Origin of the sequence: Mycobacterium sp. E3247, from assembly GCF_001667785.1 — a bacterium.
Taxonomy (GTDB): domain Bacteria; phylum Actinomycetota; class Actinomycetes; order Mycobacteriales; family Mycobacteriaceae; genus Mycobacterium.
In genome coordinates this window covers 1-7384 of record NZ_LZJG01000325.1, presented here as the reverse complement: position 1 = coordinate 7384, position 7384 = coordinate 1, and the positions used below count along the sequence as shown (strand labels likewise).

General features: G+C 69.6%; 6 protein-coding genes. 4 read left to right on the top strand and 2 right to left on the bottom strand.

Going from position 1 to position 7384, the window contains the following annotated elements; genetic code table 11:
- A partial coding sequence (locus A9X04_RS18175; protein ID WP_156764406.1) for an Hsp70 family protein occupies positions 1 to 1109 on the bottom strand: 1109 nt, incomplete at its 3' end.
- A gap of 264 nt (positions 1110 to 1373) precedes the next feature.
- On the opposite strand from A9X04_RS18175, the gene A9X04_RS18170 reads away from it, so the two are divergent.
- Positions 1374 to 2822: an amino acid permease gene (locus A9X04_RS18170; RefSeq protein WP_067923365.1), complete on the top strand. Its 1449-nt coding sequence runs from the start codon at positions 1374 to 1376 to the stop codon at positions 2820 to 2822.
- Here A9X04_RS18170 and A9X04_RS18165 read toward each other — a convergent pair.
- On the bottom strand, positions 2819 to 3382 hold the full coding sequence (locus tag A9X04_RS18165; protein WP_082975082.1) for an NTP transferase domain-containing protein: 564 nt from the start codon (positions 3380 to 3382) through the stop codon (positions 2819 to 2821). The genes A9X04_RS18170 and A9X04_RS18165 overlap by 4 nt on opposite strands.
- Positions 3383 to 3432: 50 nt before the next feature.
- Between A9X04_RS18165 and A9X04_RS18160 the strand changes: the two genes are divergently transcribed.
- Genes A9X04_RS18160 through A9X04_RS18150 form a run of 3 tightly spaced genes read left to right on the top strand, consistent with a single transcriptional unit; the run spans position 3433 to position 7143 of the window.
- Positions 3433 to 5781, top strand: a complete 2349-nt coding sequence (locus A9X04_RS18160) for a xanthine dehydrogenase family protein molybdopterin-binding subunit (RefSeq protein ID WP_067923362.1) — start codon at positions 3433 to 3435, stop codon at positions 5779 to 5781.
- On the top strand, positions 5778 to 6665 hold the full coding sequence (locus tag A9X04_RS18155; RefSeq protein ID WP_067923359.1) for a xanthine dehydrogenase family protein subunit M: 888 nt from the start codon (positions 5778 to 5780) through the stop codon (positions 6663 to 6665). Before A9X04_RS18160 ends, A9X04_RS18155 begins: the two co-directional genes overlap by 4 nt.
- Positions 6658 to 7143: a (2Fe-2S)-binding protein gene (locus A9X04_RS18150; RefSeq protein WP_067923356.1), complete on the top strand. Its 486-nt coding sequence runs from the start codon at positions 6658 to 6660 to the stop codon at positions 7141 to 7143. The genes A9X04_RS18155 and A9X04_RS18150 overlap by 8 nt, the downstream gene beginning before the upstream one ends.
- The last annotated feature ends 241 nt before the right edge of the window (positions 7144 to 7384 follow it).

The following is a 7384-nucleotide window of genomic DNA, read 5'->3' as shown; positions in this document are numbered from 1 at the left end:
GGCGTGACGTCAAGCAGCAGAACGTCTTTCACCTCACCCTTGAGCACACCGGCCTGCAGCGCGGCGCCCACGGCCACCACCTCGTCGGGGTTGACGCCCTTGTTGGGCTCCTTGCCGCCGGTGAGCTCCTTGACCAGGTCGGTCACCGCGGGCATGCGGGTGGACCCACCCACCAGCACCACGTGGTCGATCTCGGACACCGAGATGCCGGCGTCCTTGATCACCGACTGGAAGGGCTGACGGGTGCGGTCCAGCAGGTCCTGCGTGATGCGCTGGAACTCGGCGCGGGTCAGCTGCTCGTCGAGGAACAGCGGGTTCTTGTCCGCGTCGACCGTGATGTAAGGCAGGTTGATCGAGGTGCTCTGCGAGCTCGAGAGCTCGATCTTGGCCTTCTCCGCGGCCTCACGCAGCCGCTGCATCGCCATCTTGTCCTTGGTCAGGTCGATCCCGCTGGTGCCCTTGAACTTGTCGACCAGCCACTCGACGACCCGGTCGTCCCAATCGTCGCCACCGAGGTGGTTGTCACCGCTGGTGGCGCGGACCTCGACCACGCCCTCGCCGATCTCGAGCAGCGAGACGTCGAAGGTGCCGCCGCCCAGGTCGAAGACCAGGATGGTCTGTTCCTTCTCGCCCTTGTCCAGGCCGTACGCCAGCGCGGCCGCGGTGGGCTCGTTGACGATGCGCAGCACGTTGAGGCCTGCGATCTGGCCGGCTTCCTTGGTCGCCTGCCGCTGGGCGTCGTTGAAGTACGCCGGCACGGTGATGACGGCGTCGGTGATGTCCTCACCCAGGTACGCCTCGGCGTCGCGCTTCAGCTTCATCAGCACCCGGGCGCTGATCTCCTGCGCGGTGTATTTCTTGTCATCGATCTCGATGGACCAGTCCGTGCCCATGTGCCGCTTGACCGAACGGATGGTGCGGTCGACGTTGGTCACCGCCTGGTTCTTGGCGGGCTGACCGACGAGCACCTCGCCGTTGCGCGCGAACGCGACGATGGACGGGGTCGTCCGCGAGCCCTCGGAGTTGGCGACGACGACGGGGTCACCGCCCTCGAGAACTGCGACGACGGAGTTGGTGGTCCCGAGGTCGATACCGACCGCACGAGCCATAGTGATTCCTCCTGATTGAGTAGAGCTTCTTTGGTGCCACTATGCTGAGTGAACCCCGCTCAAGACTGCTCTGGTCGACACCGTGGTGTCAACCCAGCATTGAGTCTGGTTCGCTCAACTTGTCGCACATGCTAACGGCGGACGCCGCCGTCTTGTTCCCGGGGGGTCGAAAGGGTGTGCCGCGATGCGACGGCCGCGCAGTGAGCGCGCGGGCGCATCGGTGGGTTAGCCTGAGCCTTTCCGGAGCCGAGACGGCAGGACTCAATGCCACCGCAAGACAGCGCCGCCGCGCGGCTCACCCGCGAAGAGTCGGGCTATCACAAGGGCCTGAACAACCGCCAGATCCAGATGATCGGTCTCGGCGGCGCCATCGGAACCGGCCTGTTCCTCGGCGCCGGAGGACGGCTCGCGTCGGCGGGACCGGGGTTGTTCCTGGTGTACGGGATCTGCGGCGTCTTCGTCTTCTTGATCCTGCGCGCCCTCGGCGAGCTCGTGCTCTACCGCCCGTCCTCGGGATCCTTCGTCTCCTACGCCCGTGAATTCTTCGGCGAAAAGGCCGCTTTCGCGGCGGGCTGGTTGTACTTCCTCAACTGGGCGATGACCGGCATCGTGGACACCACCGCGATCGCGCACTACTGCCACTACTGGACGGCGTTGCAGGCCGTGCCGCAGTGGACGCTGGCGTTGATCGCGTTGGTCATCGTGCTGGCGATGAACCTCATCTCGGTCAAGCTGTTCGGCGAGCTGGAGTTCTGGGCCTCGTTGATCAAGGTGCTCGCGCTGGTGACGTTCCTGGTCGTCGGCACGGTCTTCCTGGTCGGCCGCTTCAAGGTCGACGGCCATGACCCCGGGGTGGCGCTCTGGGACAGCCACGGGGGACTTCTGCCGGCCGGCCTGCTGCCCCTGGTGCTGGTGACCTCGGGCGTGGTCTTCGCCTACGCCGCGGTCGAACTGGTCGGCATCGCGGCCGGGGAGACCGCGAACCCGCACAAGATCATGCCGCGCGCGATCAACTCGGTGGTGTTTCGCATCGCCGTGTTCTACATCGGGTCGACGGTCCTGCTGGCGCTGCTGCTGCCACACACCGCCTACCGGGACCATGTGAGCCCGTTCGTCACCTTCTTCTCCAAGGTCGGGTTCGGCGGGGCGGGCAGCGTGATGAACCTCGTCGTCCTCACCGCCGCGCTGTCCAGCCTGAACGCCGGGCTGTACTCCACGGGCCGCATCCTGCGGTCCATGGCGATCAACGGCAGCGGACCGAAGTTCACCGCGCCCATGACGAAGAACGGCGTACCGTACGGCGGGATCCTGCTCACCGCCGTTGTCGGCCTGTTGGGCATCGTGCTCAACGCCGTCAAACCGAGCCAGGCGTTCGAAATCGTGCTCCACATCGCCGCCGTGGGCGTCGTGGTCGCCTGGGGGACGATCGTCGCGAGCCAGCTGCGGTTCTACCGGCTGTCCCGCGCCGGGACGGTGCAACGGCCGCACTTCCGGATGCCGTTGGCGCCCTACAGCGGCTACCTCACGCTGGCCTTCCTGGCCGGCGTCCTGGTCCTGATGCTGGTGGACAAGGTCCAGGGCCCGTGGCTGCTCGGCGCGATGGCCGTCGGCATCCCCGCGCTGATCGCCGGTTGGTACCTGGTCCGCCATCGGGTGCACGCCGCCGCCCAAGACGCCGCCCTGCCGGCCGCCGACCCGCCCGCGGCGGCCTAGGGCTCGTCGATGTCGCGACCGCCGGCCAGATCGGCGCAGTCGACGAGCTCGACGTCGTGCCGGGTGCGCAGGTAGGCGCCGGCGCCCTGATCGCCGGAGATGCGCGAGAGGACCTCGGGCCAGTGCCGGCGCGCGATCACCACCGGGTGCCCCGGCCGGTCGCCGAACACGGCGCGGGCCAGGCCGCTGGTGGACCCCACCGCGCGGTCCAGGACTCGTGCCACCACGGCGGCGCCGACGTCGGGCGTGTCGATGACGTGCAGCACCGCGTAGTCCGCGTGCATGCGGTCCGCCTGGTTCAGGCCGGCTCGCACCGAGGCGCTCAGCCCCTCGCGCCAGTCCGGCGCGGCGATCGCCGTGACCCCGACCGGGGCAGGAACCTCGACGGCGCCCAGGACCAGGACGACGCCCGCACAACCGCCGTCCTGCAGCGCGTCCACCGCGGCCTCGAGCCAGCCGTCGACCAGCACCTTCGGCTTGCCGTAGCGGCTCCCGGCCCCTGCGGCCAGCAGCACCCCGACGATGCGCGGCGCCGGGCCGATAGACTGCGATAACGTCACTCTCCTATGATGACATTGGGCTTCTCGCACAGTGACAATGATGGAGCGCAATGACCCAGGACGTGCAGGCGACCACGGCCGGACCCGTCACCCCCACGCCCCGGTACGCCGGCACCCGCGTCCAGCGGGTGGAGGACGGCCGGCTGCTGACCGGCCGCGGCAGCTTCGTGGACGACATTTCGCGACCCGGGATGCTGCACGCCTGCTTCGTGCGCAGCCCGTTCGCGCGGGCGCGGATCAACGGCATCGACGCCTCGGCGGCCCTGGCGCTGCCCGGGGTGCGCGCGGTGTTCACCGCCGCCGACCTCAACCCGGACGTGAAAGAGGCGTGGCACGCCGTCGCCGGCAAGGACATGCCGGACACCCCGCGACCGCCGCTGGCCGAGGGCGAGGCCAAGTTCGTCGGCGACCCCGTCGCGCTCATCGTCGCCGAGAGCCGCTACATCGCCGAGGACGCGCTTGAGCTCGTCGACGTCGACTACGAGCCGCTGCCCGCGGTCACCGACTTCACCCGAGCGCAGGACTCCGAGGTGCTGGTGCACGACGGCTACCCGAACAACGTCGCCGGCGGGATGGGCGGGGCCCCGCCGGACGAGGAGCTGTTCGCCAACGCGCCGTGCGTCGTCAAAGAGCACATCTACCAACAGATCTACGCGCCGGTGCCGATCGAGACCCGCGGCCTGGTGGTCGAATGGACCGCCGGCACCGGGGAACTCACGATGTGGGCGTCCACCCAGACCCCGCACGAACTGCGCGCGTTCTGCGCCCGGCTATTGGGCATTGCCGCGCAACGGGTTCGGGTCATCATGCGCGACACCGGCGGCGGGTTCGGCCAGAAGGTCGTCCCGATGCGGGAGGACATGTGCATCATGCTGGCCGCCCGCAAGGTGCCGGCGGCGCTGAAGTGGATCGAGGACCGGCGCGAGAACCTGATGTCGGCCGGGCAGGCCCGGCACGTCGACGGCACCGCGCGCATGGCGTTCGACGCCGAGGGCAACATCGCGGCCGCGGACATCGACTTCGTCCAGGACATCGGCGCCTACCCGACCCCGTACCCGGTGCTGACCACGGCCGCCATCGGCATGTTCTTCCCCGGCCCCTACCGGGTGCCCAAGGCCAGCTTCAACTACAAGACGGTCTTCTCCAACACCAGCGGCCTGGCCGCCTACCGCGGCCCGTGGCAGTACGAGACGCTGGCCCGCGAGATCCTGCTCGACATCGCCGCCCGCAAGATGAACGTCGACCCGGTCGAGCTGCGCCGGCGCAACCTGTTGCGCCGCGACGAGATGCCCTACGTCAACCCCAACGGCATGCCGTATGACCACGTCGCCCCGATCGACACGTTCGAGCAGGCGGTGAAAATCCTTGACCACGAAGGCTTTCGGAAGGAACAGGCCGAGGCGTTGGCGCACGGCCGCTACCTGGGCCTGGGCTTCTCGGCCTACATCGAGCCCACCGGCGCAGCCACCGGGCACCTGGCCACCGAAGGCGCCACCATCCGCATGGAGCCGACCGGCAAGATCAACGTCTACGTCAACGGCGGCTCGAGCGGAAACAGCATCGAGACCACCGTCGTGCAGCTGACCGCCGACGCGCTGGGCGCCGACATCGACGACGTGGCCACCATCCAGGGCGACACCGCGATCACCCCGTACGGCGCCGGGACGCAGGGCAGCCGCAGCGCGCCGATGACCGCCGGGGCCGTCGCCGAGGCGGGCGCCATCCTGCGCGAGACGATCGTGGCGCTGGCCGCGCACCACCTGAAAGTGCCGGAGGCGCAAGTAGATCTGGCGTTCTCGGTCGCCAGCGTGCGCGGTGACCCGGCCAGGTCGGTGTCGTTCGGCGAGCTGGCCTACGTGGCGTACTACTCGCCGCAGCAGCTGCCGCCGGGGCTGTCGACCAACCTGGAGGCCACCGCCCGGTTCAACTCGACCAACCCCATCCACTGGTCCAACGCGACGCACGCCTGCACCTGCGAGGTGGACGTGGCGACGGGCAAGGTGACGCTGCTGCGCTACATCGTCAGCGAGGACGTCGGCCCCATGATCAACCCGTCGGTGGTGGAAGGCCAGATCGCCGGCGGGACGGTGCAGGGCATCGGCGGCGCCCTGATGGAGGACATGGTTTACGACGACGACGGCAACCCGCTGGCAACGACTTTCGTCGACTACCTGCTGCCCACGGCCACCGAGGTGCCGCCGATCGAGTTCGGACACGTCGAGATCCCCGGGCCGGGGCCGGGCGGCTACAAGGGCGCCGGTGAGGGCGGGGCCATCGGGTCGACCCCGGCGGTGATCAACGCCATCAACGACGCGCTGGCACCGCTGGGCGTGAGGGTCACCCGGCTGCCGGCCAGCCCGGCATCGATCGCCGCCCTGCTGGAGCGGGGTGAACGATGAAACCGGCCGCGTTCGAATACCACCGCCCCGACACCCTCGACGACGCCGTAGGCCTGCTGGCCGAGCTGGGCGATGACGCGAAGATCCTGGCGGGCGGCCAGAGCCTGGTGCCGATGCTGGCGATGCGGCTGGCCTACTTCGACCATCTCATCGACATCTCCCGGCTGCCCGAGCTGCGGGGCATCGACCGCAGGGGCAACGAGCTGTGGATCGGCGCGGGCACCACGGAGGCGGCCGTGGGCGCCGACGACCAAGTGCGCCAAGCGGTTCCGTTGTTGACCCGGGCGACGCCGTTCGTCGGACATTTCCAGATCCGCAACCGCGGCACCCTTGGCGGGTCGATCGCCCACGCCGACGCCGCCGGCGAATACCCCGCCGTGGCCCTGACGCTGGACGCGGTCATGGAGGTCGCCTCGCCGCGCGGGCGCCGCGAGATCGCGGCCGCCGACTTCTTCGCCGGAGTATGGGAGACCACGATGGACTCCGACGAGGTGCTGACCGGCGTGCGATTTCCCGTGTGGGACGGCAGATCCGGGTTCGCGGTGGAGGAGTTCTCGCGCCGGCACGGCGACTTCGCGATCGCGGGCGCCCTGGTCGCCGTCCAGCTCGACGACCGGGATCGGGTGTCGGGCTGCGCGATCGGGCTGCTGGGCATGGGGCCCACGGTGCGCCGCGCGACCGCGGCCGAGGTGGCGGCGGTGGGCAGGCCCGTCGCCGAGCTGGTGCCCGAACAGATCGGCGAAGCGGCCATGAGCGGGCTGGACGACGTTCCCAACGACCTGCAGGGCTCGGCGTCGTACCGGCTGAAGGTGGGCGCCGCGATGGCCGCGCGGGCCTGGACACGAGCGACAGCCGAAGCGGCCACGGGGGCAAGCGATGCGTGAACACCCAATCGAACTGTCCGTCAACGGGACTCCAGTCACCGCCGCCGTCGAACCGCGGATGACGCTGGCGGACTTCCTGCGGGAGCGGTGCGGCCTGACCGGCACGCACCTGGGCTGCGAGCATGGGGCGTGCGGGGCCTGCACGGTCCTGCTGGACGGGGAGGCCGTGCGTTCGTGCCTGATGTTCGCGGTGCAGGCCGAGGGGGCGGAGGTGACGACGGTCGAGGGCGTTGCCGCACCGGACGGCACCCTGTCGCCCGTGCAGTCGGCGCTGCGGGAGTGCCACGGGCTGCAATGCGGCTTCTGCACGCCGGGTTTCGTCATGTCGCTGACCGCGCTGCTGCGCGACAATCCCGACCCCAGCGATCACGAGATCCGCGAGGGCCTGTCGGGCAACTTCTGCCGGTGCACCGGTTACCAGGGCATCGTGGCGGCCGCCCGCCGGGCTGCCGAGACCCAGTCGGTCACGCCGCGATAAAGCTTCCCCATCGGGGCGGCATCGCAGGCGCGCGGCTGCCGGGGGTTTCGCCACTTCGCGCGTAATCTGATTTCCCGGTATCGGGTGATCAGCGGGAGTGATGCGTGCGGTTTTCGCAAAGGGCACGGTGGAGCCTTGCCGGTGGATCCCTACTGATCGCGCCGGTGATGGTCAGTCCCGCACTCATCGACGCCTGTAGCACCACCGTCGCCGGCCGCGGCGCCGCGGCGCCGGGGGCCGG

What these genes read in the sequence shown, in the direction of transcription:
- A9X04_RS18170 (WP_067923365.1), top strand. Translation starts at nt 1,374, where the DNA reads ATGCCACCGCAAGACAGCGCCGCCGCGCGGCTCACCCGCGAAGAGTCG.
- A9X04_RS18150 (WP_067923356.1), top strand. Translation starts at nt 6,658, where the DNA reads ATGCGTGAACACCCAATCGAACTGTCCGTCAACGGGACTCCAGTCACC.
- A9X04_RS18155 (WP_067923359.1), top strand. Translation starts at nt 5,778, where the DNA reads ATGAAACCGGCCGCGTTCGAATACCACCGCCCCGACACCCTCGACGAC.
- A9X04_RS18160 (WP_067923362.1), top strand. Translation starts at nt 3,433, where the DNA reads ATGACCCAGGACGTGCAGGCGACCACGGCCGGACCCGTCACCCCCACG.